The sequence below is a fragment of the Lentibacillus kimchii genome, from assembly GCF_055381965.1.
Window position 1 is genome coordinate 1,788,566 of record NZ_AP043934.1, and the last position, 26,505, is coordinate 1,815,070.

The following is a 26,505-nucleotide window of genomic DNA, read 5'->3' on the forward strand; positions in this document are numbered from 1 at the left end:
ATTGCTCTGCCAGAAAAAGAAAAAAGACTGCTGAGCACAGTCTTTAGTAACGCTAAGCAATATACATACTAGAGTTTTTCTATGCCTGTAAATGATTGCACTGTAACCGGCTCTGTATAGGCCTTTCCATTTTCATTAAATAATGTTTCAACATCTTCAACTTTGACATCAATCGCTTCAATTTCCTTATCCTGTGTTAAAGTACGAACAAGCGTCCCCATGACATCATTCGAAATGATGGCATCATCGTTGTCCTCCAGCACTTCCTGATTGAATACCATTTCTAATACACCATCATCATCTAATTCCGGATGGCTCGTTAATTCCACAGACTGGTTGAAAACATGCTGCAAATTCGTATCCATTGCGGGTCCCTGCATTAATGCCTGCACTGCTGATTCATAAACATGGTCACTATCCACATTGATATGTTCCGTTACTGGTACGAAATACTTATTATCACCTTGGGCGGACGGATAATACAAAGTTACAGATTCACTGCCCAGCAAGTCAACAGTACCGTTCTGAACCAGATTAATGCCATTAGCCCTTGAATAACCGTCCGCAATAGGCGTTCCATCAACTGGCATGGACTCTTGTGGATTCCCATCAATGCGCAGTTTCATTTCATCGACAGTATCATATTGTGTTAACGTATATGTCATCGCTTCAAGAACTTCCAATTCATCTTCTGCCTTATAATTTTCGAACTCCTTGGAAACATCAACAATCATTGTGCCATTCTCTTCTAAATTAAGCCCCAGAATCTCAGTCCCTGCCGGCAGTACAGCTTCAAACCCGTTTGGCAGGAGCGACGTAACCGGGCCATCTTTCACAAGATACTCCAGTGATTGCTCAGCCACTGCTTTTGAATCCGGTTCAGGTATTTCCAGTTTTTGGGGTGCTACCATTCCATTGGCATCAAATAGATAGAGTTGTCTTTCGACTGTTTCCGATGTCTTATTATCTTGATTTTCTGATTTCTTTTCCTTTCCTTCACCATCTTTATTTTCATCCGATTCACCCTCATCAGTTTTCTCCTTTTTATCATCAGTTGCTTCGGCATCTGGCGGCGGATCCATTTCTTCATTATCCAATGATTGTTCCCCTTGAAAACAGCCCGTTAATATAATCATCATCAGCACTGCCAGGCTCAATGGCAATAATGTGCGCTTCAGCATGTTTTACCCTCCTACGATGGTTTGTACTATTATATATACGAGCCAATACAGATTTTAGACCAATTTAAGCACAAAAAAATTAGAACCCTGTTTGAAAGATAATATCAAAAGGGCTCTAAATAATGGCTTGCTCAATGGTCACAGCCTGGAATCGGTCAACTGATGTTTTGAAAATGGATTCAGTCATTTTGGCGAAGTGACCAATATCGCCTGTTGTGTAAAAACGATGAGCTGGCGGTACTGTTCCTGAAACTAACTGATCATAAAATTCCAGAATGGTACTGGCCTCACGCGCAGTCTCCTCACTCGATGAAATAACGGCTATGTTATGACCCATAACCTCTTGAATCGTTTGCTTAATTAAAGGATAATGCGTGCAGCCAAGAATTAACGTATCAATACGATTATTTCTCTGCAGAGGCTGCAAGGACTGAGATACAATATTGTCAGCGTTGTCTCCTGACATGACACCCTGCTCAACCATTGGAACAAATGACGGACAAGCCAGGGAATCGACGGAGACTTCAGGATTAATTTGCTTCAGTGCCGATGCATAAGCCTGACTTCTGATTGTCCCTTCTGTTCCAATCACGCCAATATGACTGTTTTCAGTATACTTAATAGCCGCTCGTGCTCCAGGCTTAATAACACCAATCACTGGAATCGGTAATTGTTCTTGAAGTTCTTTTAATGTAAACGCTGTCGCAGTATTGCACGCAACGACGAGCATTTTAATAGATTTAGGCAGTAAAAAACGTACCATTTCCCAAGTGAAGCGTTTGATTTCCGTTTCGGACCTCGGCCCATATGGACATCGCAGCGTATCACCTAAGTAGATTAAACTTTCACCCGGCAGCTGGCGCATCAACTCATGTACGACGGTTAGGCCGCCAACCCCGGAATCGACGACACCTATATTCTGACTCACATAATCGCCTCTTCATGCTGTTATGGTTGTTTCAATCATACATTCACTCAGACTTAATAGAGTATAACACAGCCGAATACACATCGCAGTTATTAAGACAAACTATCAGGTGAGCGAATTTCATAATTCATAGCCCTTGCGGCGCAAGGACTTAAAAACGTAAAAAAGGAAGTACCTCCCCAAATCTTGTATAATGGTAGTTGAACTAAAACATCCATAGAGATTGGAGGAATACTTCCTATGACTATTATACGACAACCAAGCTTATTTAGCATCCAAGAACTTTATGACATGGAACCTACCCAAAAGTATGAGGCGATCATTTCCGCCGTTGATTTGGATGCCATTTATCACGACATGGCTAAAAAATCCCGTTTGGGCGCGCCTGAAGAGCTGAATGTTGCAGCGATGATTATTTCCGTTTTCATTCGGTATGTTGAACGCATCCCAACCATAAAAGACCTGAAAAAACGCTTAGATGATGATATTGCCTTCAAATTGAATTGTGGATTTCTGGTTTCAGACAAGATTCCTTCGGAAGCTTCCTATTCCCGCCTTTTAACCAAGCTGAGCGAGTCAGATGCATTGGAAAAGGCCCAGGAAAAAGTTGTTCTTCAAGCCATTGCCGAAGGCTTTATCGCTGATGATACAGTCGCCATCGATGCGACTCATTTCGAAGCACGTGATCAGGCCCCGCCTAAAGAAGAAAAGGCAAAGCCGGAACCGAAAAAACGCGGCCGTAAATCCAGGGAAGAGCGTGACCAATGGCTCCAGGAACAAGCTGAGAAAGAAGCGAATCTGCCTCTTTATGACAGGAAAATCGAAGCTCAACTGGATGCATCTTTAACAGAACTTCGAGACGGTGTTCCCCGGGATCCCCAATGGGGGATCAAGAAAAACAGCGAAGGCAAAAATACATTCTGGTTTGGCTATAAAGGACATCTGGCTGTCGGCACATCAAGTCAATACATTTTACAGGCCCTTTTCTCATCAGGAAATCTAAATGATGGAAAAGCCGCAATTCCTTTATTGAAGGGGATGAATGAACGCTTGCCTCTTTCAAACTTGCGTTATCAGACGATGGATGCGGGTTATGATTTTGAACCGATTTACACGCAGGTCTATCGAATGGGCCAGCAATCTATCATTGCCTATAATAAACGCAATGAATCGGAACCCATAGGGTTTGATAAATATTTTGCCCCAACATGTTTCCGTGAACATTCGTACCGTTATGAAAGTTACGATGCCAAACATGAAACCCTGAAGTACACAAACCCAAAGGAATGCAAAGACTGCCCTTTAGCCCATGAAGACATATGCCAGAAAGTATTCAAGATGAAAATCACTAAAGACCTCAGGCGATACACAGCCCCGGCACGGGGCTCTAAAGCTTGGAACACCATCTACAAGCGCCGATCAGCCGTTGAACGTGTCAATGCCTATTTAAAGGAATTCTTTCAGCTCAACAATGTTCGCCATCGTTCAGGGAAACGCGCTCAGATCCATTTTGATATCGTTACGTTGATGTATAATGCATCGAAATTAGCCGCAGACCGCATTGATGCCGCGTTAAAGCAGCAGCAGGCTGCTTAGAGGAATTTTAAAAAAATACACATTAGAAATTCTGCAGGTCTTTGCGTTTTTAATAAGAGCAATTATGAAATTGATTCAGGTCAAAAAACTTTCTTAAATAACCCGCAAAGGGGCTCACTGTTTACGTCTTCTTTCATAAACTAATCATGACTAAATAACTCACCCTTCAACTGCGACTCTTTGGACAGCGAGGAGGGGTTATCAATTGAAGGATAAGACAAACAAAACATCACAGCTACTGACAAAACGGGAAAAGGAAGTATTTGAACTTCTTGTACAAGATAAATCAACAAAAGATATTGCCCAGGAATTGTTTATATCAGAAAAAACAGTCCGGAACCATATTTCAAATTCAATGCAAAAAATGGGCGTCAAGGGGCGTTCCCAGGCTGTTGTCGAACTCCTCCGTATGGGGGAGTTAAAGCTATAGGGAGTTAAAAACCGGCTTTCTTTTCAAAAAGCCGGTTTTTGTCATCTATAAAGCCATAAGCTGACGTTTCATTGTATCGTTCATCGGAACCGGCTTTTCCGTATCGGAATGAATCATGACCATTCGTCCGCGGCCCGTTAAAGAGAGTTCATAGTTGTCATTTAACGCCATATAATGAACGTCCAGAGACGTGTTGCCAACGTGACCTAGTTTGACATACAATTTGATCGTTTCATTAAAATAAATTTGCCTATGATAATCACATTGTAAATCCGCTACAATCGGCATGACCTTTTCATCATGCTCCTGAGGAAACACCCCTGCTTGTTTTAAAAATTCAATCCGTGCTTCCTCAAAATAAATAAAAGCTGACACATTATTAACATGTCCGAACATATCCGTTTCGGAAAAACGAACTTTAACAGGAATATAAAATGAAAATTCCGACATCCACTGATCTAAATCTTCAATATAAGAAACCTTTGTCAATTAAACTGCCTCCCTATGAAAATGACCCCTGCCACTTAATGGAGCAAGGGTCATTATATAGATAGATTGATAGTTTTATAATCTAATGTGCTTCATCACTGCCAAAGAAGTTCTTGAACGCTTGAATATTGGTTGCACGGTTCATGGCAGCAATTGACGTCGTCAAAGGAATACCTTTAGGGCACACTTCAACACAGTTCTGAGCATTGCTGCAGCCGCTAATACCGCCGTCTCCCATTAACCCTTCGAGACGTTCACTGGCATTCATTTCACCTGTTGGATGTGAGTTGAACAAACGTGCTTGCGATATAGCTGCTGGACCGATGAAATCGGATTTATCATTAACATTCGGGCATGCTTCAAGACAAACCCCACAACTCATACATTTCGATAATTCATAAGCCCATTGTTGTTTTTTCTGAGGCATCCGCGGACCGGAACCAAGGTCATAAGTTCCGTCAATTGGAATCCAGGCCTTCACTTGTTTCAATGATTCGAACATTTCTTCCCGATCAATGAATAAATCGCGAATTACCGGGAATGTTGTCATTGGCTCAAGACGTATTGGCTGTTCCAGCTCATCTACCAGAGCAGAGCAGGATTGCTGAGCTGTTCCATTAATAACCATGGAACAAGCTCCGCAGACCTCTTCAAGACAGTTCATATCCCATTGAACTGGTGATGTTTTCTCCCCACTCGCATTGACTGGGTTTTGCCGAATGGCCATCAGTCCGGAAATCACGTTCATATTACGTGTATAAGGCACCTCAAATGTCTCTTTATAAGGAGAAGAATCCGGACTGTCCTGACGGGTAACGATAAACGTAACAGTACTTTTTTCAGCCATTTCATTGACTCCTTTCATTAACTACTTGCTTGAATAGTCACGCTTACGGGGCGCTATATATTGTGTATCTACTTCTTCATAGTTAAAGACAGGCTCATGATTTGTTTCATCAAATTGAGCGACAGTCGTTTTCAGGAAGTTTTCATCATCACGCTCGGGAAATTCTGGTTTATAGTGCGCACCACGTGTCTCATCACGCTTCAGAGCACCGATCGTGATAACGCGTGCCAGTTCCAGCATACTTTCCAGCTGACGCGTGAACATGACACCCTGGTTGTTCCAGCGGGACGTATCATTTATGTTAATATCTTTCCAGCGTTCCATCAACTGCTGAATTTGCTTATCAGCTTCTTTCAGCTGATCGTTATGACGGACAACGGTGACATAGTTGGTCATCAGTTCGCCGAGTTCTTTATGAATCTCATAAGCATTTTCAGAACCATTCATCTGCATCAGCTGCTCAAATTTATCTTGTTCTTCTTTCTCTTTATTATCGAACAATTCAGATGGCATATCATCAACATGTTTGTCCAGTCCCTCAATATAATCGATAGCATTCGGCCCGGCTACTGATCCGCCATAAATAGCCGACAGTAACGAGTTAGCGCCCAGACGATTTGCGCCATGCTGGGTGAAGTCACACTCACCAGCGGCAAAAATGCCTGGAATGTTAGTCATCTGGTTATAGTCGACCCAAAGACCACCCATGGAATAATGGACAGCAGGGAAAACTTTCATTGGAACTTTGCGGGGATCGTCCCCTACAAATTTTTCGTAAATTTCCATGATGCCGCCCAATTTGACATTGAGCTCTTCAGGATCTTTGTGTGACAAATCAAGATAGACTTTATTTTCACCATCAACACCGAGGTTCTGATTGACACATACATCAAAGATTTCCCGTGTCGCTATATCACGCGGAACCAAGTTTCCATAACCTGGATATTTCTCCTCAAGGAAATACCATGGTTCGCCATCTTTATACGTCCAGACACGTCCACCTTCACCACGGGCTGATTCACTCATCAGACGGAGCTTATCCTCTCCCGGGATAGCTGTGGGATGAATCTGGATAAACTCACCATTTGCGTATTTTGCGCCTTGACGATAAAGAATGCTTGCAGCTGATCCAGTATTGATCATAGAATTCGTGGACTTGCCAAAAACAATGCCAGGACCGCCTGTTGCTATAATAACAGCATCCGACGGAAACGATTTAATCTCATGTGAGCGAATATTTTGGCCGACAATGCCGCGTCCAACATTATCATCATCAATGATGGCTCCAACAAATTCCCAGTTTTCATATTTATTAACAAGGCCTTCCACTTCATAACGGCGCACTTGCTCATCAAGTGCATATAGGAGCTGCTGTCCTGTTGTTGAGCCTGCATACGCTGTCCGGTGAACTTGTGTCCCGCCAAACCGGCGGAAGTCCAAAAGGCCCTCTGCTGTACGATTGAACATAACACCCATGCGGTCCAGCATATTTATTATACCGGGCGCTGCTTCACACATCTCTTTCACGGGTGTCTGGTTAGCCAGAAAGTCACCGCCGTAGATCGTATCATCAAAGTGGAGCCACGGGGAATCACCTTCGCCCTGTATGTTAACAGCACCGTTAATGCCGCCCTGAGCACACACAGAGTGAGAACGCTTAACAGGAACAATCGAAAACAAATCGACTTCAACGCCTGCTTCAGCTGCTTTAATTGTTGCCATCAGACCGGCTAAACCGCCGCCAACAACAACCATTTTACGATTACTCATAGTATAAGGCTCACTCCTTATTTTCTGTAAAATATGGTTCAAGAAAACCGGTGAGATCAAACTATTCCGCTCGAAAGCCGATGTTTAACTGACGATGCAGCACGTCCTGATCTGGTCTTCTCAAACCGTTTCTTTTAAACACCATAAGCGAATTGGATCAACGCTCTGACACCGAGATAACTGAGTGCTAAAAATACAATCATTGTAATGTATGTAAGCACCTTCTGGGAACGTGGCGATTGTGTAAAACCCCATGTTACCATGAAGCTCCAGAGTCCGTTCGAAAAATGGAACGTTGCTGCCAAAAGGCCGATGATGTAAAACCAAAACATTAATGGATTGGACAAAATATCTTCCATCAAACTGTAATCAAGCGGTTCGTTGCCCAAACCAATCTGTATGCGCGTTTCCCAAACGTGCCAAATGATGTACACGAATGTAACAATACCGGTGATTCGCTGCAAAAGATACATCCAATTGCGGAAAAAACCATATCGTGTTGTATTGCTCTTTCCGATAAATACAATGTAAACCCCTAAGATTCCATGAAACAAAATCGGCAAGTAAATAAGCACTATTTCCAACAAAAGTCTGAATGGCAAGTTATCTACAAAAGATGCCGCTTGATTAAAGCTTTCCTCACCGTAAACAGCAAAGTGGTTCACAATCAAATGCTCAATCAGAAAAAGACCAATTGGAATGACACCAAGAAGCGAGTGAAGTCGCCGATAAAAAAATTCACGATGTTCTGCCATGATTTATCCCCCCTCTTCACGTTTAATACACTTCAGACAATAAGACTGTAGTTATTATTGCCCAAAAGATGCACAATTTATGACATATATATTGTAATGCTATCCGGGTTGGGCGTCAAGAAAAGGAAGTGAATATGCATATTATCCTACTAAAAAATGCCGGACACTGCTTGCACTTTAACACATTTGCATTGATAATATTACTATGATTCCGTTTAAACCAATAAATGTGTTTATGCGTGTATTCGTACTGGGGAAGGGATGACTTTAATGACTAAAGACCACAGCATGATGCCAATTACACTTTTGGATAAATTAAACACGCCGGGAGCCGGATATGATCTCATCCGGTATATTGGCCTGCCGGATTTATTTGGGAATGAAACCCATACTATGCTTTATTTTATGGGTAAAAATCTGGCTCGAAAATTTGAAATACAAGCCGTATCCGATATTATCTACGCATTTGAAAAATTAGGATGGGGCCAACTGGAACTTTTAAGCGAGCAAAAAGATAAGCTGACTTTTCAATTAATGGCCGACTCCGTGGTTTATCGTCTCACAGCGCCAATCGAAACGGAATTCCGTCTTGAATCCGGGTTTTTAGCTGCATCAGTTGAAAAGATTAACAGCAATTCATGCGAATGCCATGAAGATATACATAAAAAAGTCCATCTTGTCGAATTCACAGTCACCTATACTGATTAAACAATCGCACTTCTGGAAGCTGTCAGATTAAAAGGAGCGAAACAAAGTCAGGTTGTTTCGCCCCCTTTATCGTTATTCAAATGGGTTAGAATGTCTTGGGCAATAGTTTGCGGAACGCCTAATTTCGTAAGATTTTCCACGGACGCCTGTTTAATATCGTTAATTGATTTAAAATGGGTCAACAGCAGACGCCGCCGCTTTTCCCCAACACCTGGAATGTTATCCAGCTCTGACTGGATGCTATTTTTGCCTCGTAGTTGTCTATGAAAAGAGATAGCAAACCGATGTACTTCATCTTGAATGCGCTGCACAAGATAAAATGGCTGTGATTGTCTTGACAGCTGGATCACTTCGGGTGGATTACCATACAGTAATTCACTTGTTTTATGCTTGTCATCCTTCACCAAACCGGCAAGCGGAATATCCAGACCCAGCTCATTTTCCAGCACATCCATCGCTGCACTCATTTGACCTTTGCCGCCATCGACAATAATCAAGTCAGGCAATGGCAGGTCGTCTTTCAGCACTCTTGTATACCGGCGACGGACAACTTCACGCATCGTTTCATAATCATCCGGTCCTTCAACATTTCGGATTTTATATTTGCGATATTCTTGTTTGTCAGCCCGCCCATTGATAAAAGCTACCATTGCTGATACGGGATCCGCCCCTTGAATGTTCGAGTTATCGAACGCCTCAATCCTGTGCGGTGTTTCAATATTCAAGGCATCACCAAGACTGTCAACAGCCTGAAATGTCTGCTCTTCATCACGTTCAATGAGTGAGAACTTTTCCTGCAGGGCAATCCGGGCGTTTTTCATCGCCAAATCCACAAGCTGTTTCTTCCGCCCGCGGAATGGGGTGTGGACATTTATTTCCAATAAGTCACTTAACAAATCAGTGTCAGTGCCAATCGGAACAAGCAGCTGTTTTGGTTTCAGATGGTGCTGGTGCATATAAAATCGTCCAATAAAGCTGACAAAGGTATCTTCAGGGTCATCAAAAAAAGGAAATGTTGAAACATCACGCTCGATTAAGTTCCCTTGTCTCACAAAAAAAACCTGAATGCACATCCACCCTTTATCATAACTATAGCCGAATATATCGCGGTCTTTCTGATCATTTAATGTCATTTTTTGCCGTTCCATAACGGCTTCAATATGCTGAATAAGATCCCGCAGTTCCTTAGCCCGTTCAAAATTCATTTCTGCACTGGCTTCGTGCATTTTATTGAGCAAATCATCCTTGATCTCTTTGTGACCACCGTGCAGAAAAGAGGTGATGTTTCGAATAATCTCTTTATAGGTTTCTTCCGGAACCGGTTGTTCACGGCAGGCAAGACACTGCTCCATATGATAGTAAAGACACGGGCGGCCTGGAGGATTATTGCATTTCCGTAATGGATACAATCGGTCCAGCAGCTTCTTCGTTTCCTTAGCTGCCAGTACATTTGGATAGGGTCCAAAATATTTTCCTTTATCCTTTTTGATATTTCGTGTAATAAGCAGCCTCGGATGTCTTTCAGATGTAATTTTTAGATACGGGTAGGTTTTATCATCTTTTAAAAGGACATTATATCTGGGATCGTATTTTTTAATTAAATTCATCTCCAGAATTAATGCTTCCATTTCAGATGATGTCACAATATACTCGAAATCCTGAATTTCCTGAACCAGGCGTTGTGTTTTTTTATCATTAGCTCCATTGAAATATGATCGGACTCTGTTGCGGAGCAATTTAGATTTTCCAACATAAATAACCGTGCCATTTTTATCTTTCATTAAATAACAGCCTGGCTGTGCCGGCAGAACAGCCAGTTTTTCCTGTAATAGCTGATTCATTGCAAAACTCATCCCTAAATTATGATACCTGTCTATACATAATCCCCTGCTACGTGATGTAACAAGGGATTACGATGCAACGCTCTTTTATTATGCAGCGTGTTTGTTGATTAAGTCAACGAGTGCTTCTTTAGGCTGGAAGCCAACAACCTGATCAACAACCTCGCCGTTTTTAAACAGCAGAAGTGTAGGAATGCTCATGACGCCATAATTGCCGGCTGTTTCCTGATTTTCATCAACATCCAATTTTACAATTTGTACTTTATCGGACATTTCGCCGTCAATTTCTTCAAGAACTGGAGCGATCATTTTACAAGGTCCGCACCATGGGGCCCAAAAATCCGCCAGAACCAGCCCTTCAGCTGTTTCCTGACCAAAGTTTTGATCTGTTACATGTTCAATTGCCATTTTCATTACCTCCTCAATCACTATACTGTAAATTGAGTATATCATCGTTCATTATTCCTGGCGAATACTTTGTTTATTCCACTTCCAGAGCGTCATACACGCGATAACATAACGATGCTGCTATTGCTTTTAAGTATCAAAGTGCCTTTCAGTACCTTAAACCACAGCCTGCTTCAATTCTTCGGTCAGTTTTGGAACCACTTCAAATATATCACCGACAATGCCATAATCCGCAACATTGAAAATATTTGCTTCCGGATCTTTATTGATGGCAACAATCACTTTCGAATTGGACATGCCTGCAAGATGCTGGATTGCACCGGAAATACCGACAGCAATATACAAATCAGGTGTGACAACTTTACCGGTCTGACCAATCTGCAGCGAATAGTCACAGTATTCGGCATCACATGCACCGCGTGAAGCGCCGACAGCTCCTCCCAGCACATCCGCGAGTTCATACAAAGGCTCAAAACCCTCGGCACTTTTCACTGCGCGTCCGCCGGAAACAATGACGTTTGCCTCAGATAAATCAACACCCTCAGACGTCTTCTGAATCACGTCTTTGATAACTGTATTAAGATCTTTGACATCAACTTCCTGAGCCGTTATATCTCCAGAACGTGATTCATCGCGTTCAAGTGCTGGCAGGTTATTCGGACGAATGGTCACGAAGGTTAAACCATCTGATATCGTTTTTTTCTCAAATGCTTTCCCCGAATAAATGGGTCTGATGAAAACAGCTTGATCATCATTGATTTCAATATCTGTAACATCCGAAATCAAACCAGTATCAAGTTTGGCGGCAAGCCTTGGCGTTAAATCTTTTCCGGATGCTGTGTGTCCCATGATAATGCCATCTGGTGATTCGTTATTAATCACTGTCATAAGCGCCTGTGAATAGCCTTCGGACGAATACGTTTCCAGATTGTCATGCTTAACCGTTATGACACGGTCAGCTCCGTTGTAAATAAACTCCTGTGCCTGTTCATTCATATCTTCATGACTGCATAAAACACCAACAACTTCTGCTCCGTCATCAATCCTTTTAGCTGCCGCAACTGCTTCAAATGTGACATGGCGCAGCTCCCCATGCCTCGCCTCACCTATAACAAGTAATTTATCACTCATGCTATTTCTCCTCTCCTTATCAAAAATTAAGCAGGTATTTTGTTCCCAAACGAATTAAAGTACTTTGGCTTCATCTTTAAGCAGTGAAACCAGTTCACTCACCTGTTCGTCAATGTCGCCTTCCAGAATGCGTCCTGCTTCTTTTTCAGGAGGCAAAAATATATCAATTGTTTCGGTTTTAGCCTCAACATCTTCTTCGTCCAGATCCAAATCATCAAGTTCGAGTTCATCAAGCGGTTTTTTCTTAGCCTTCATAATACCAGGCAGTGACGGATATCTCGGGTCGTTCAACCCCTGCTGACAGGTAACCAGTAATGGGAGATCTGCTTCTGCCTTTTCGACATCACCTTCAACGTCTCTTTCTATAGATGCTGTGCTGCCATCAATTTCAAGCCCTGTAATTGTTGTCACATAATTGATGCCCAGCCTTTCAGCAAGCCGTGGGCCGACCTGACCGCTCGCCTCATCTATAGCGACGTTTCCAGCCAAAATCAGTTCTGGTTCTTTATCATTAAAATAGGATTCCAGAATTTTGGTTGTTGTAACCTGATCACCGTCTTCAAGATCATCTTCTGTATTAATCAGAACGGCCTGGTCAGCTCCCATAGCAAGAGCTGTGCGCAATTGTTTTTCAGCCTCCTCATCACCAACTGTCACAACTGTCACTTCCCCGCCGTGCTTATCACGCTGGTTAATCGCTTCTTCTACAGCATATTCATCATACGGGTTAATAATATATTCAGCGCCTTCATCTTCAATGCGTCCATCCGATACACTGATTTTTTCTTCTGTATCAAACGTGCGTTTCAACAGTACGTAAATGTTCATACCCGTTTCTCCTCCTTTAAATTACTTATCCTGAAAGTCTGGTTTGCGTTTATCCAGAAATGCATTTATCCCTTCTTTTGCATCTTCTGAACCGAAAATATCGGCGAATGCCTTTGCTTCCTCCTGAACCCCTGTTTCAAATTGTTCAGACTTAGCATAAGGGATCAAGCCCATGACCGCATTAATTGATAATCGGCTTCTTGATGCAATCGTCCCAGCCAGTTCATATGCCTTATCAAAAGCTTCCCCATCTTTTACTGTCTGATTGGCAAGACCAACTGTTTTAGCTTCCTTGCCGCTAATGGGCTCGCCTGTTAAAATCATTTCATAAGCTTTGGCGGCCCCGACATGCTGCGGCAAACGCTGTGTTCCGGCAAATCCCGGAAGAATACCCAGCGTCACTTCAGGCAGGCCAAGTTTAGCCTCTTCAGTCACAATGCGAATGTGACAGGCCATCGCGAGTTCCAGTCCGCCTCCTAAGGCAGCCCCGTGTATGGCAGCAATGACAGGGATTGAAAAACGCTCAATCTGGTTAAATAATTCCTGTCCTTTTTGTGATAAAGATTGATAATCAGAAGCATTTTGCAGAGCCGTAAACTCTTTAACATCCGCTCCGGCGGAGAAAAATTTCCCTTCCCCTTTTAAGACGACAGCTTTAATAGTGGAATCGGTTTCAAGTTTGTCCATATAATCTTTTAGATCATTTAATAGATTACGTGTCAAAGCATTTGCCGGTGGACTCTGGATCGTCAGGACTGCTACATGATCGTGTGTTTCATAGTTTATGGTACTCATATCAAATGCGCCTCCTTTCTAATGATTAACGGAAAGACCAGACGTGATAAAGGCGTGAACATCCGAACTTTGTGAAATAAGCTCATATCGCTGGTCCTGCATAACCCAATTGGTAACGATCTCATCAAGCGTACCAAAGATCATTTGCCGAACAAGCGGAATATTCAAATTATCACGAAAGATATTTTCCTCTATGCCTTCTTTAATTATATCATCAATCACCGTTAGATAGGGCTTTAAAATCTGATTAATTTCCTGCCTGAGTTTTATATTCGACTGCCTCAGCTCCAACTGCGTAACAACGGCGAGATGATGATCCTCAGCAAGCTGATGGAAATGCATGCTGATCAGCGTGTATAACTTAGCTTCAGCATTGTCCTCATATTGTATGCTGCTGGCAATCTCTTTAATAAACTCACCCATTTTTTCTTTGAAAACTGAGATAAGAATATCTTCTTTATTTTTAAAGTAAAGATAAATGGTTCCATCAGCAACACCCGCCTTATTAGCAATTTTAGCTACCTGCGATGCATTAAAACCATTTTCTGCGATGACTTCAACAGCTGCCTCGATAATTTGATTATACTTCGGTTTGTTTTTTTCCATCATAATCTCCTTGAAATTCACTAGTGAATAGTGAATGAACAGTCATTCATATCCTTATTCTAAAGGGCAGGCTATCTTCTGTCAATATATCGTTCAGGCAGGTCGGTTGTCGTTTAATGAATCAAACGGATTCAAAATTTGGCTGTTGTTTTTTATCTTCATCGATAAGCTGACGGCGTAAGATTTTACCCACGGCTGTTTTAGGCAATTCATCACGAAATTCATAGACTCTTGGTACTTTAAACGCTGCCAGATTGTTACGGCAAAATGTATTAAGATCTTTGTCATCAACTTGGTGACCAGCTTTCAAAACAACATAGGCTTTAACTGTTTCGCCGCGATAAGGATCCGGAACACCTGCAATCACAGCTTCCTGAACAGCTTCATGTTCATACAGCACTTCTTCCACTTCCCTAGGGTAAATGTTGTAGCCACCAGCAATAATCAAATCTTTCTTCCGATCAACAATGTAAAAATACCCATCTTCATCCATGTACCCAACATCACCTGTGAACAACCATCCGTCTTTCAGGACATGATTCGTTTCTTCTTCATTATTCCAGTAGCCCTTCATAATTTGCGGACCCTTTACAGCTAATTCACCAGTCTCCCCGACAGGTGCTTCATCACCGGTTTCCAGCACAATTTTCGCAAGCGTGTCCGGCCATGGTAAACCGATACTGCCATTAACACGATGTTCCCATACTAAATTGGCATGTGTAACTGGCGAGGATTCAGTTAAACCATAGCCCTCCACAACACGGCCATTGGTTACATTCTCAAATTGCTCCTGAACTTCAACAGGCAATGGTGCCGATCCGCTAATACAGGCTTGAATAGACGACAAGTCATATTTTTTCAAATCGGGATGACTCAATAGTCCGATATAAATCGTTGGTGCACCAGGGAATAAAGTGGGTTTTTGTTTCTGGATCGTTTTAAGAACGTCTTCCGCATCAAATTTAGGCATTAGAATCATTTTAAACCCATACATCACAGACAGATTCATAACGGTCGTCATACCATATACATGGAAAAATGGCAAAACACCCAAAACCGTTTCGTTGCCAGTTTCCGTTTTATATAGCCAGTTCCGGCACATTTGCACATTGCTGACCAGGTTATAATGCGTCAGCATCACACCTTTTGGATGTCCGGTCGTGCCGCCAGTATACTGCAGCAGGGCCACATCATCCTGTGGATCGATGTCAACTGGTGTATAGTGCTCATGACCGTTTTCCATGATTGACTGCCAAATATGAATGTCCTCCGATGACTCCGGATTGACAACCATATTGTATTCTTTCTTCTGGATAAACGGATAGACCAGATTCTTCGGAAAAGGCAAATAACTTTTTATTTCTGTTACAATAGTATGCTTCAACTCAGTGTTGCCGCGCACCTTGGAAACACGCGGCAATAAAACATCTAAACAGACAATAAACGTTGCGCCGCTATCCATCAGCTGGTACTCAAGTTCACGTTCTTTATATAACGGATTCGTCTGAACGACAATTCCGCCAGCAAGCAGGGCCCCGTAATAACTGATAACGGCTTGCGGGCTGTTCGGCAGCATAACTGCTACCCGATCCCCCTTTTCCAAACCAAGTGATTGAAAATAAGCTGCCAACTTTTTCGCCTGTGAATAGACATCCCCAAAAGTCATGTCTTTCCCCATAAAATGAATCGCTTTCTTTTTTGGGAATTGTTCCGCTGACTCGACCAAAAACGAATCTAGTGATCTCTTTTCATATGCAATCGTTTCTGGAATCACTTCCGGATAATGCTTTAGCCAATACGATTGGTTCACCATTATATACTCCTCCTCTTTGCTTGGCTAATTCCATTATACCGATAAGTGATTATTTTTTGAAACTTAAAATACCATTTTCTTTAAAATTTTTTAAAATATCTGCTAAACAAAGATATACAGCATATTTAAAGCAAGTAAACAATTCCAACTATTAAGAAGATGGCACTAACGATAAACATGATCTTCGCCAGACGCTTCAGCAGCATCTGAATCCCCTCCAATACGCACTCCATACTCTAAATAAAGCAGGAATCAAACTATCACGTTCAGCTGGCTTCAGGTCATTAAAAATCTGCCTGGACATACGAGCCGAAACAAAAAGATCTTATCAAATAAAGTCATCCCAGTACATATTGTCCGGCAGCAGCTAACATTGATGTTATGCCAATTCAAGGACAGTCACACCACTTCCGCCTTCACCTGCTTCACCCTGCCTGTCTCCTTTAATGCGGGGATTTTTTTGGGCAAATTGTTTAACCCCTTTGCGCAGAGCGCCAGTACCTTTTCCATGAATAATAAAAACTTTAGGGTAGCCAGCAAGCAAGGCATCATCAACATATTTTTCTAATTGCTCCATCGCTTCCTCGTAGCGCTCACCACGGAGGTCAAGTTCTGTTTTGACATGATGACTGGAACCCTTAACGGTTGTCATCGGTTTTTCCGTTTCCGTCTTCTGCTCATTAATACGCTCCAAGTCGCTCCGCTTCACTTTGACTTTCATGACGCCTACCTGAATCAAATATTCCTGATCATTAACCTTTTCCAATACCGAACCTTGCTGGTTTGCTGACAATAGTTTTATTTGATCGCCGGGTTTCAGTTCTTGTGCTGAAGCGTTGGCTGATGCTGTCTTATCCGATTTTTTCGCTGATAAATCTGGCTGCGCTTCTTCAAGCATTTTCCGGGCTTCTATCCACTCATGCTCTTTTAACTGGGCGTCTGTTTTCATAGTACGGACTTCGTCAACAATGGTTTCTGCATCATCACGCGCTTTTTGCAGTGCTTTAGCCGCTTTATCTTCCGCATTTTTATACATTGTCTCACGCTTCGTTTTGAACTGGTTCCACGCCTTTTGCAGTTCCTTATGAAGGTTTTCACTTTCTTCCAGAACTTCCTGTGCCTGTTCGTAATCAGCTTCAGCCTCATGATGTGATTGTTCAAGTGAGGCAATCATATTTTCCACGCTTGCAGCATTAACACCGACATGATTTTTAGCCTGATCAATCACCGAATGAGACAGTCCCAAACGTTTGGCAATATCAAACGCGTTACTGCGTCCAGGTACGCCAATCAGCAGCCTGTAAGTAGGCTTTAAGCTTTCCACGTTAAATTCTACTGAGGCGTTCACCACATGTTCACGATTATAACTGTATGCTTTTAGTTCAGGATAGTGTGTTGTAGCCACTGTGAGGGCACCACGAGCGACAACATCATCCAGAATAGCCATAGCTAATGCAGCACCCTCTTGAGGATCAGTTCCCGCACCGAGTTCGTCAAACAGCACAAGAGATTTGTGATCGACTTGCTGGAGAATTGAAACAATATTTGTCATATGCGATGAAAACGTGCTTAAACTTTGTTCAATCGATTGTTCGTCACCAATATCAGCAAAAACATTATCAAAAACAGCCATCTGACAACCATCCTCTGCAGGAACTTGCAGACCTGACTGAGCCATTAACGTGAACAGCCCGACCATTTTTAATGTAACCGTTTTGCCACCGGTGTTGGGACCAGTAATAACGATGGTTGTATAGTCTTCACCGATAGAAACATCATTGCTCACGACCTCGTCCTCAGGGATTAGCGGGTGCCGGGCTGCCTCGAGATTAATTATCCCGTCTTCATTCATAACAGGCATAGCCGCATTCATTTGTCTGCCTAATTTTGCCCGGGCATTAATAAAATCGATTTGCGCCAGAAGCGAGACATTCTCTGTAAGAACGTTTTCATTAGCCGCAATTTGCCCGCTCAATTCCTGGAGAATCCGATCAATCTCTTGTTTTTCTTTACTTTTTGCCTCCTGAATCTGGTTATTCAAGTCGACAATCGCCTTTGGTTCCATGAATAACGTCGCACCGGATGTGGACTGGTCATGAACAATTCCGCCGATTGCTCCGCGGTATTCCTGTTTCACAGGCAGAACATAGCGGTCATTGCGAATGGTGACAATTGTATCTGACAGCATTTTACTCTGTGATTTCGTATAGCGGTCCAGCTTATCACGTACATTGCCCTCATAGGACCTGATCGATGACCGAATGCTCCGCAATTTAGGTGTGGCGCTGTCCATCACGTTTCCTCTTTCATCAATACAGTTATTAATGGCTTTCTCCAATTCAGGCAAGGAAACAATACGTCCGGCCATATCGTCTAAATGGGGCACATCCGTTTCTAAAGTATCAAAAAAATGCTTAACCTGACGGGTTGCATAAAGTGTCGTGGCTATATTAAGACAATCCTCAGCAGTCAATATCCCGCCGATAACACTCCGCTTCACACTTGCACGAATATCTGCAATTCCGCCTAAGGGCACAGCCATATTCAAGCGTAATATCTGACCGGCTTCATCGGTCTCCGTCTGCCGTGTTCTCACATCCTCAATATCGGCTGAAGGTTTCAGTTTGCGGGTCAGTTCTTTTCCGACAGTCGTCGCTGCCTGGTTACTTAATCGGGCAATGACTTTGTCAAATTCTAATGTTTGCTGTATATGTTCATTCATCGGGCTTTCTCCTTTGACTGGTTAAACATGCAGATCGCATTTCAGCTTTAATGCCACCTGTCTAGCGGCTCATAAAATCGATCAATTGCTGCTTCGGCCATGTATTAATAACGGTTTCCTTTTTAAGCCATCCTTTACGGGCAGCACTAACCCCATAGCTTGTATGGTCAAGCATTGCAAAATCGTGAGCATCCGTATTAATAGCGATTTTAACACCTGCCGCCCGTGCTTTGTATGCCCAGGCACTGGATAAATCAAGCCGATTCGGATTAGCATTGATCTCTAAAGCCGTATTGGTTTCTTTCGCACGCTGAATCAGCCGGTCGACGTCGGCGTCATACCCTTCCCGGCGGCCAATTATTCTGCCTGTCGGATGAGCAATCAAAGATACATGCGGATTAGCCAAGGCAGCTTCGAGCCGCGTCATGATCTTTGTCTGCGATTGGTTAAAGCTGGAATGAATCGCTCCAATAACAAAATCCATTTCCTGCAAAAATTCGTCTGAGAAGTCCAGAGAACCATCCGGCAAAATATCCATTTCTACACCGGCAAAGATATGAATATCAGCATATTTTTCATTTAATCGGTCGATTTCCTCACGCTGTTTGCGCAGCCGTGTTTCATTCAGACCGTCAGCAACCCGGAGAAATTTGGAATGGTCTGTAATCGTTATATAATCATAATGTTTGCTGCGTGCTGCATTCACCATTTCTTCGACCGATTGAGCGCCATCACTCCAAGTCGTATGCATGTGCAAATCGCCAATGATATCTGTCTGCTCAATCAATGGAACAGGATTATGATAGGCTTCCACTTCACCAGTATTTTCCCGGACTTCCGGTGGTATATAATTCAGGTTAAAGTGGTTGAAAAACGCTTGTTCACTGGAAAACGTGACAATATCACCAGTGGACTCAGCTTCTACGCCATATTCATTTATTTTATAACCGCCTGACTTAGCCAACTGCCTCATGGCTACATTATGATCCTTTGAGCCGGTGAAATGATGCAGCGTTGTTACAAATTCTGCTGGCGCAACGATACGAAAATCCACATTAACATCATAAACATCGGCAAGCGTGACCGAAACTTTTGTATCACCCTGTGCAATAATCTCTTTTACACTGTCCATTTCAAGCAGTTGATCACGGACTGACTTAAAATGATCTGCCGCGATAATAAAATCAATATCTTTGACTGTCTCCCGCATACGCCGCAAGCTGCCGGCACGAGAATACTGTCTGATAGCGGGAATTGCATCCAAATACTGTTCAATCCTCTCGGCCAGCGGCAGCACTGTGGCTATTGGCAGTCGCTCCGGACGCTCATTCGCTTCATCAATCGCTGCTATAATTTTTTGGGCTGTCTTCTTGCCAAATCCATCTAATTGTTCAACATCTCCATTTTCACAAGCCTTACGCAACGAAGAAGCATCCGTTATCCCCAGCTGCTGATATAGATTCGCCAGTTTTTTGCCGCCCAGGCCCGGCAGATCCAAAAGCGGCACTAATCCCTGTGGCACTTCTTTTTCCAGCTGCGTCAGGGTTTCAGACGTTCCGGTCTCAATATACTCATCAATAACGGCTGAGGTACCTTTACCAATTCCGTTCAGCGCTGTAAAATCTGCAATATCGGTAATCGACCGGTCATCGCGTTCAAGTGCTTGAGCAGCTTTGCGATAGGCAGAGATTTTGAATGAATTTTCCCCTTTCAACTCCAGACGGACAGCAATAGCCTCTAATAATTTAATCACATCTTTTTTATTAACTGCCATTTCCCTTCACCTGCTTTAGTATCATTAAAAAAGCCGATTCAATTAAAGTCAATCCATGGGTACACAATGATAACCAGATCGCTCATGATTCGAACCAGCTTTATCTATGCTCATCAGCATTCATCAGTTATTTGATGCCCTGAAACCATAACGTTTTAATCTGTTCCGATAAAAAAGGTGTATGATCAATGATAAATACTGCAACCGATGAACCATTGATCCATGTCTGAATCGTTTCTGATGGCGTTAATACCAGTATATATAAAACAATAAAAATCATTAAATAGATTTCCACAAACCCAAGTACCGCACCCAGCCATTTGTTAAACAACCGCACTATCGGTAATTCAGCCACAAAATCAAGCATGGATGCTATGATTTGCAACAGTATTTTGACAGCAAAAAAGATAATGGCAAACGCAATCGCGTTATAAAAAGCGTTCTCCATCGGGATGGCATCCAAAACGTCTGCCCACGCACTGTCACTGTCCAAATTAGGGTAAGGGATCCATAAAGCAAGCTGTGAGGCCAGCTTATCGTAGTATAAAGCAGCCAGAATAAAAGCCGCTATAAAGCCAATCAGATGAAATGCCTGGAGAATAAAACCACGTCTCAGGCCGATAAAACATCCGAAAATAAGCAACAAAATGAGTATAAGATCCACCATCAGCTACTAATCCTCTTTCTCATGCTGCGATCCCAGCAGTTTCGCATATTCTTCCTTTAATCTCATATAATCACTCATGGTATTAACAGCAGTCAGGACAGCCAGTTCTGCCATCGTAAGCTGCTGATTAACCTCATGAATTTCACGCATTTTCTGATCAACCTGGTTCGCTATCAGGCGAACATGACTTGCATCTTCTTTTCCAGCTATTGTATAATTTCTGTTATATATTTCAACGGTTACACGCGTTTTATCATCCTGGGCCACGCCAGACACCCTCCTATCGCAATAAAATAGTGATGACACATTTACAGTGCTGCCCAGCTGGTGTTACAAAGCTTAATATACACTATATCCTAACACACAGATGGCCGTCCAGGAAATCTATATCCATTACTAATATCAATTGACTCCGAAATTGCTTGCATTTTCTTCATTGGCGACCGCTGCTGTTGGGGAAACACTATTCACTGGAGGCTAACCATGTCACAGACAGTCCATAAGTTACCAGAAACAACTCTTTCTAAAATGAGAGCCTACTATACACACAATCTGGAATCAGCGCCTAATGGAGCGCTTTTTCGGGCCAAAACGTCCAATGCTGTGATTACAGCCTACAAGTCCGGCAAAGTTCTATTCCAGGGTAAAAGCCCGGCTGCCGAAGCAGAAAAATGGATCAACAGCGAGGAAAAGCAGGCAGCTCCGGAAAAAGCTTTTCCAGAAACAGCTGCTGCCCCACCGGAATCCCTCTTATCCGGCAGCCACATTGGCTCAGATGAGGCTGGCACAGGGGACTATTTCGGTCCCATTACCACAGCCGCGGTCTTTGTCACAAAAGAACAAATGCCACTGTTAAAAGAATTAGGGGTTAAGGATTCTAAAAACCTCGCCGACAGCACTATCAGACACATTGCCAAAGATATCGTGGCACTGGATATGCCCTATTCGATTTTGACGTTGCACAATCCGAAGTACAATCAACTGAGAAACCAGGGCTGGACTCAGGGAAAAATGAAAGCAATACTCCATCATCAGGCAACTTGTAATGTCCTGGACAAAATTGATTCGGCTGAAACAGAAGGTATTCTAATTGATCAGTTCTGTAAACCTGACGTTTACAAACGGCACATTGCAAGTGAAAGCAAACGCGTTCCACAAGACACCTACTTCATGACAAAAGCTGAAAGTCACTCCATTGCAGTAGCAGCTGCATCGATTCTCGCCCGAACCAGTTTCCTGCAGAAAATGGATCAATTAGCGAAACAAGCAGGGATGACACTTCCAAAGGGTGCTGCAGGGAAAGTGGATCAGGCCGCTGCCAGACTCATTCAAGCTAAGGGAAAGAATTATCTCGATACGTGTGCCAAAACGCATTTTGCTAATACAAGCAAAGCGTTCAAGCGACTATAAAAACGAGCAGTCACCTCAAAACGGTGACCGCTCGTTCATCTCAGCTGCGGACGTAGGCATCAAAAACGTTATTCACTCTGTTAATAATGGCCTGATAGGATTCTTCAATTTCATCGTCTTGCAGTGTTTTTTCCGGATCCTGATAAACCAGGTTATAGGCAATCGACTTCTTGCCAGATGGTAAATGCTCACCCTTATACACATCAAATAGCTGCACATTTTTTACAAGAGGTGCCCCTGTTTCTTCAATTAATGCTTTAATATCCCCTGCATGGACTGACTCATCAACAATAAAAGCGATATCTCTTGCAATTGATGGGTATTTCGGAATTGAATGATAGCTTGTCGTATTTTCAAAGCTGTTCACTACATCATCCATAGCCAAATCAAACACATACGTATCGTTCAGATCCATTGTTTTCGCAAAAGCGGGATGAACCTGTCCTGCAAAACCAATGACGCGGTCATTGCAGACAATCGTTGCGCATCTGCCTGGATGCATATGAGGCAGTTCAGTCTGTTTAAAGGCTATCGGCATTTCAAGATAGTCGAACAGCCCTTCAATAATGCCTTTAATAACGTAAAAGTCAACCGGCTTTTTCTCCTGCTGCCATGGATGGTTCAGCCATAATCCAGTAAGCGCACCGGATAAACGTAATAATTCATTTGGCTGCTGTGTAAGGGTCTCTTCATCAGAACTAAAAACATGACCCAGTTCAAAATAATGCAGATCCGTTTGTTTACGTGCCAAATTATAGGTTAGTGTGCGGAGCAGCTCCGGCAAAATGCTCAGGCGCAGATAACGGTGATCTTCACTCATTGGCATAGCAACCTGGACGGGGCTTCGGTATTGTTCAGCCAAGTCTGGGCTGAGCAGCTTATCCACCATCGTTTCATCAGTCAGGGCATAAGTGATTGTTTCCATGAGCCCGGCACCCTGCAAATAGTTTTTGACCTCGCGCTTGAGCTGCTGACTTGCCGTTAAACCACCTGCTTGTGCTGTACCCTGCGGCAATGTGTAAGGCAAATGATCGTAACCATATATACGGGCGATTTCCTCCAGCATATCCTCAAAAATCGCTATATCACCACGCCGAGTCGGAACATGCACAACAAACGTGTCCTGCTCCTGTTCAAATGGAAATTGCAATCGTCGTAAAATAGCGCCAATTTCATCAGCCGCAATGACTGTACCCAAGCGTTTATTAACCTCGTCTGTTGCAAGCGACACAATTGTTTCCTGGCGGTTCAGTTCATCAAAAGAAACAGGACCTGAAAGGATTGTTGCGCCTGCATATTGTTCGAGCAGATGACAGGCACGCCTGCCAGCCTGTTCCACACGATTGGGATCAACGCCCTTTTCATAACGTGTACTGGAATCGCTGCTGAGTCCTGTGTCTTTGACTGTTGTTCTGACAGCAGATGGATGAAAATAAGCAGCTTCCAGAAGGATCGTCGTCGTATCTTCTGTAATTTCTGTATCCGCACCACCCATAACGCCAGCTAGAGCAACTGGCTCCGTGCCGTTTGTGATGACAAGATTCTCACTGCTTAATGACCATTTTTCGCCATCGAGTGTGGTCATGGTTTCCTGCTCCCGGGCACGTCGTGTTACGACTTCTGTTGATCCAAAGCGGTCATAATCAAAAGCGTGCAGCGGCTGGCCATATTCGAGCAGCACGTAGTTCGTAATATCCACCACATTATTGATAGGACGTATACCGGCCGCTATTAAGGCGTTACGCATCCATAATGGGGACGGCTTAATAACAATATCTTTGGCAATGAACGCCCCATAATAAGGGTTTAAATCAGGCGCCTCCACTTGCACGGAAACCATGTCTTCGGCCTGTTCACTGCTCTGATTGGCATCTTCCCGAGGCCATGACACATCCTGATCCAGGATAGCTGCCGTTTCATAGGCAACACCAAGCATACTCAATGCATCGGCACGATTTGGGGTCAAATCAAATTCCAAAACAGCATCATCTAAATTCAGAAGCGGCTCAACATTGTCACCGACTGTAACATCGTCCGGGAACACGAAGATCCCTTCAGTGGCATCTTTGGGTACATATTTGTCATCAATCCCAAGTTCTTGCAAGGAACAAATCATACCATTTGACTGAATTCCCCGCAGTTCCGTCTGTTTTATGTGAACATCTTGGGGTAAAACAGCACCAGGCTTGGCCACAGCTGCTTTTTGACCTTCGCGAACATTAGGAGCGCCGCAAACAATTTGCAGTTGTTCATCACCAACAGCCACTTGACAAAGGCTAAGTTTATCAGCATGCGGGTGCTGTTCACAGCTTTCGATCAATCCAACAACAACACCTGTTAGTTTGTCAGCCACATAATTGATGCCCTCAACTTCAATGCCCGTCTTGGTTATCCTTTCGGCAAGTTCTTCCGGGTTGATTGAGGCAATATCAACGTATTGATTAAGCCAATTTAATGAAACAAGCACTAGAGAGTCCCTCCTTTTGCATAATGAAATTGTGTTATAAAACGTTTGTCATTTCTATAAAAGTGACGAATATCGTCAATCCCGTATTTCAGCATAGCAATGCGATCTGGTCCCATGCCAAAAGCAAACCCGGTATAGAGATTGGAGTCATAGCCGGCCATTTCCAATACATTCGGGTGAACCATACCAGCCCCAAGAATTTCAATCCAGCCTGATTGTTTGCATACTGAGCAACCATTTCCCTCACATACCTTGCAGGAAATATCCATTTCAACTGACGGCTCAGTAAATGGGAAGAAGCTTGGGCGCAGACGAATTTTCCGGTCTTCGCCAAAGATGCGTTTGGCAAACGTATTTAATGTCCCTTTTAAATCACTCATTCGGACATTTTCATCAACATACAGGCCTTCAATCTGCGTGAACTGGTGGGAGTGCGTCGCATCATCCGAGTCGCGGCGATAAACCTTTCCAGGACAGATCATTTTCACGGGCTGGTGTCCGCCGTATTCTTGCATGGTTCTTGCCTGAACGGGTGATGTATGCGTCCGGAGAAGCAGTTCATTCGTCAGGTAAAACGTGTCCTGCATGTCACGCGCTGGATGGCCTTTAGGCAAATTCAAAGCTTCAAAGTTGTAATAATCCGTTTCCACCTCGGGGCCTTCACGCACTTCATAGCCCATTCCAATAAACAGATCCTCAATTTCTTCGATAATACGCGTTAATAAATGCGGACCGCCAACATGCACCGGTCGTCCCGGCAATGTCACATCAACGGTTTCCTGTTCCAGTTTTTCCTCCAGAGCAGCCTGTTCAAGAACGGCCGTCTTATTGTCGATCGCTGCTGTAATAGCCTCACGAACCTTATTGGCCAATTCACCTACAACAGGCCGCTCTTCTTTGGACAGCTGTCCCATACCGCGCAAGACTTTTGTTACAGATCCTTTTTTGCCTAAATAGGTTACCTTTATGTTCTGAAGCTCTTTTAAGTCGTTTGCCGCATCGACGGCCGCAAGTGCTTCCTGCCGAATGCTTTCCAGTTCCTCTTGCATCAATATGCCTCCTTTGTTTACCCACTGGCGAGTGACAGCCATCAATAAAAAAAGCCTTCATCCCTCTAGTAAGGGACGAGGCTGTCTTATCGCGGTACCACCCTTGTTGACACAACTGCATCGTGTCCGGCTTAACATGATAACGGATAACGATCCGGGGCACCTTTACTTAACGCAAGGTCCAAGTGCCAGCTCCAGAGTGAATTGACAGCAGCCTGCAGCGGAGATGCTTCCAGTCCATGGCATCTCCTCCCTTGTGCCGTACCGCGTAATAGCTGTCTTGCTCGTTC

23 protein-coding genes are annotated in these 26,505 nt (G+C 43.4%); 4 read left to right on the forward strand and 19 right to left on the reverse strand.

The genetic code is table 11. The features are described 5' to 3' along the window. Positions 1 to 68: 68 nt before the first annotated feature. On the reverse strand, positions 69 to 1,181 hold the full coding sequence (locus tag ACZ444_RS09625) for a GerMN domain-containing protein (RefSeq protein WP_382360591.1): 1,113 nt from the start codon (positions 1,179 to 1,181) through the stop codon (positions 69 to 71). A gap of 115 nt (positions 1,182 to 1,296) precedes the next feature. Further along, positions 1,297 to 2,109 (reverse strand): glutamate racemase, encoded by an 813-nt coding sequence (gene racE / locus ACZ444_RS09630; protein ID WP_382360588.1) that lies wholly within the window; start codon positions 2,107 to 2,109, stop codon positions 1,297 to 1,299. A gap of 240 nt (positions 2,110 to 2,349) precedes the next feature. On the opposite strand from racE, the gene ACZ444_RS09635 reads away from it, so the two are divergent. Together ACZ444_RS09635 and ACZ444_RS09640 are read left to right on the forward strand one after the other, a co-directional pair. Next, positions 2,350 to 3,705, forward strand: coding sequence for an IS1182 family transposase (locus tag ACZ444_RS09635; RefSeq protein WP_464433229.1), 1,356 nt, complete (start codon positions 2,350 to 2,352; stop codon positions 3,703 to 3,705). A gap of 205 nt (positions 3,706 to 3,910) precedes the next feature. Further along, on the forward strand, positions 3,911 to 4,135 hold the full coding sequence (locus ACZ444_RS09640; protein ID WP_382358476.1) for a helix-turn-helix domain-containing protein: 225 nt from the start codon (positions 3,911 to 3,913) through the stop codon (positions 4,133 to 4,135). Positions 4,136 to 4,180: 45 nt separating this feature from the next. On the opposite strand, the gene ACZ444_RS09645 is transcribed toward ACZ444_RS09640, so the two are convergent. From ACZ444_RS09645 to ACZ444_RS09660, 4 genes are all read right to left on the reverse strand, one after another. Beyond that, entirely contained in the window at positions 4,181 to 4,624 is a 444-nt protein-coding gene (locus ACZ444_RS09645; protein WP_382358477.1) for an acyl-CoA thioesterase, read from the reverse strand. An 82-nt stretch (positions 4,625 to 4,706) separates the two neighbouring features. Further along, a complete protein-coding gene (sdhB, locus tag ACZ444_RS09650; RefSeq protein WP_382358478.1) occupies positions 4,707 to 5,471 on the reverse strand; it encodes a succinate dehydrogenase iron-sulfur subunit in 765 nt (254 codons plus the stop codon). Between the two features lie 21 nt (positions 5,472 to 5,492). After that, positions 5,493 to 7,241, reverse strand: coding sequence for a succinate dehydrogenase flavoprotein subunit (gene sdhA, locus ACZ444_RS09655; protein ID WP_382358479.1), 1,749 nt, complete (start codon positions 7,239 to 7,241; stop codon positions 5,493 to 5,495). Positions 7,242 to 7,375: 134 nt separating this feature from the next. Beyond that, on the reverse strand, positions 7,376 to 7,996 hold the full coding sequence (locus ACZ444_RS09660) for a succinate dehydrogenase cytochrome b558 subunit (protein WP_382358480.1): 621 nt from the start codon (positions 7,994 to 7,996) through the stop codon (positions 7,376 to 7,378). Between the two features lie 270 nt (positions 7,997 to 8,266). Here ACZ444_RS09660 and ACZ444_RS09665 point away from each other — a divergent pair, with 270 nt between their 5' ends. Continuing rightward, on the forward strand, positions 8,267 to 8,704 hold the full coding sequence (locus ACZ444_RS09665; protein WP_382358481.1) for a YslB family protein: 438 nt from the start codon (positions 8,267 to 8,269) through the stop codon (positions 8,702 to 8,704). A gap of 47 nt (positions 8,705 to 8,751) precedes the next feature. Here the strand turns inward: ACZ444_RS09665 and uvrC are convergent, their stop codons facing one another. The 11 genes from uvrC to zapA all read right to left on the reverse strand — a co-directional run bounded on the left by uvrC (position 8,752) and on the right by zapA (position 21,556). Further along, complete coding sequence (gene uvrC / locus ACZ444_RS09670) at positions 8,752 to 10,545, reverse strand: excinuclease ABC subunit UvrC (protein ID WP_382358482.1); 1,794 nt, start codon at positions 10,543 to 10,545, stop codon at positions 8,752 to 8,754. 90 nt (positions 10,546 to 10,635) lie between these two features. Next, positions 10,636 to 10,953, reverse strand: coding sequence for a thioredoxin (trxA, locus tag ACZ444_RS09675; RefSeq protein WP_382358483.1), 318 nt, complete (start codon positions 10,951 to 10,953; stop codon positions 10,636 to 10,638). Positions 10,954 to 11,109: 156 nt separating this feature from the next. After that, complete coding sequence (locus ACZ444_RS09680; RefSeq protein WP_382358484.1) at positions 11,110 to 12,084, reverse strand: electron transfer flavoprotein subunit alpha/FixB family protein; 975 nt, start codon at positions 12,082 to 12,084, stop codon at positions 11,110 to 11,112. 54 nt (positions 12,085 to 12,138) lie between these two features. Further along, complete coding sequence (locus ACZ444_RS09685) at positions 12,139 to 12,912, reverse strand: electron transfer flavoprotein subunit beta/FixA family protein (protein WP_382358485.1); 774 nt, start codon at positions 12,910 to 12,912, stop codon at positions 12,139 to 12,141. A 21-nt stretch (positions 12,913 to 12,933) separates the two neighbouring features. Next, positions 12,934 to 13,707, reverse strand: coding sequence for an enoyl-CoA hydratase (locus ACZ444_RS09690; RefSeq protein WP_382358486.1), 774 nt, complete (start codon positions 13,705 to 13,707; stop codon positions 12,934 to 12,936). An 18-nt stretch (positions 13,708 to 13,725) separates the two neighbouring features. Further along, positions 13,726 to 14,313 (reverse strand): TetR/AcrR family transcriptional regulator, encoded by a 588-nt coding sequence (locus tag ACZ444_RS09695; RefSeq protein WP_382358487.1) that lies wholly within the window; start codon positions 14,311 to 14,313, stop codon positions 13,726 to 13,728. A gap of 121 nt (positions 14,314 to 14,434) precedes the next feature. Beyond that, complete coding sequence (locus ACZ444_RS09700; RefSeq protein ID WP_382358488.1) at positions 14,435 to 16,126, reverse strand: long-chain-fatty-acid--CoA ligase; 1,692 nt, start codon at positions 16,124 to 16,126, stop codon at positions 14,435 to 14,437. A 379-nt stretch (positions 16,127 to 16,505) separates the two neighbouring features. Further along, a complete protein-coding gene (locus ACZ444_RS09705) occupies positions 16,506 to 18,848 on the reverse strand; it encodes an endonuclease MutS2 (protein WP_382358489.1) in 2,343 nt (780 codons plus the stop codon). 61 nt (positions 18,849 to 18,909) lie between these two features. Then, on the reverse strand, positions 18,910 to 20,622 hold the full coding sequence (gene polX / locus ACZ444_RS09710) for a DNA polymerase/3'-5' exonuclease PolX (protein ID WP_382358490.1): 1,713 nt from the start codon (positions 20,620 to 20,622) through the stop codon (positions 18,910 to 18,912). Positions 20,623 to 20,749: 127 nt separating this feature from the next. Further along, a complete protein-coding gene (locus tag ACZ444_RS09715; RefSeq protein WP_382358491.1) occupies positions 20,750 to 21,289 on the reverse strand; it encodes a CvpA family protein in 540 nt (179 codons plus the stop codon). A 6-nt stretch (positions 21,290 to 21,295) separates the two neighbouring features. After that, positions 21,296 to 21,556, reverse strand: coding sequence for a cell division protein ZapA (zapA, locus tag ACZ444_RS09720; protein ID WP_382358492.1), 261 nt, complete (start codon positions 21,554 to 21,556; stop codon positions 21,296 to 21,298). 216 nt (positions 21,557 to 21,772) lie between these two features. Here zapA and rnhC point away from each other — a divergent pair, with 216 nt between their 5' ends. Beyond that, positions 21,773 to 22,699 (forward strand): ribonuclease HIII, encoded by a 927-nt coding sequence (gene rnhC, locus ACZ444_RS09725; protein WP_382358493.1) that lies wholly within the window; start codon positions 21,773 to 21,775, stop codon positions 22,697 to 22,699. A 40-nt stretch (positions 22,700 to 22,739) separates the two neighbouring features. On the opposite strand, the gene pheT is transcribed toward rnhC, so the two are convergent. Both pheT and pheS read right to left on the reverse strand, forming a co-directional pair. Next, positions 22,740 to 25,166, reverse strand: a complete 2,427-nt coding sequence (gene pheT, locus ACZ444_RS09730; RefSeq protein WP_382358494.1) for a phenylalanine--tRNA ligase subunit beta — start codon at positions 25,164 to 25,166, stop codon at positions 22,740 to 22,742. After that, the gene (gene pheS / locus ACZ444_RS09735; protein WP_382358495.1) at positions 25,166 to 26,215 is read right to left on the reverse strand and encodes a phenylalanine--tRNA ligase subunit alpha; all 1,050 of its coding nucleotides are present in this window, start codon (positions 26,213 to 26,215) and stop codon (positions 25,166 to 25,168) included. The genes pheT and pheS overlap by 1 nt, the downstream gene beginning before the upstream one ends. Positions 26,216 to 26,505: the final 290 nt, after the last annotated feature.